Genomic DNA, 470 nt, shown 5'->3' with positions numbered 1-470 from the left:
GTGTATAAGAGCCAGCGCCGCTGGAGTCCCAGGGGCGCCTCACCGGCGTCGTCGTCGCCGTCTCGTCCGTGCCCGGCCGCTTCGACGAGGCCGACGGTGCCCGGCTCGGCCGGCTCGCGGACGAGATGTCGCTCTCCCTGGAGAAGGCCAGGGTGGGCGAGCTGGAACGGTCCTGGCGCGGCTGGCTCAGCTTCGTCGCCGAGGCCAGCGACCTGCTCGCCGGCACCCTCGACCAGGAGCGCACGATGGCCCTGGTCGCCCAGCTCGTCGTCCCCCGGCTGGCCACCTGGTGCGCCGTCTACACCGTCACCGAGGCCGAGCCCGACCGGCTCGCCTACGTGTGGCACGCCGACGAGAACCGCGCCGACGGGCTCCGCGAGCTGCTGGAGCACGCGGGCGCCGCGCCGCCGGTCGACGGCCCCGGCCCTGTCTCCTATACACACCTGACGCTCCCCACAGAAAGACGCGGG

At 73.8% G+C, this 470-nt stretch carries 1 pseudogene; it reads left to right on the top strand.

The features are described from left to right. Positions 1 to 68: 68 nt before the first annotated feature. A pseudogene (locus tag HUX53_RS00155) lies at positions 69 to 470 on the top strand (protein phosphatase); the annotation flags it as partial.

It is taken from the genome of Actinomadura sp. BRA 177, from assembly GCF_013372625.1.
Classification (GTDB): Bacteria; Actinomycetota; Actinomycetes; order Streptosporangiales; family Streptosporangiaceae; genus Spirillospora.
This window is presented reverse-complemented; position numbering and strand designations above follow the sequence as displayed.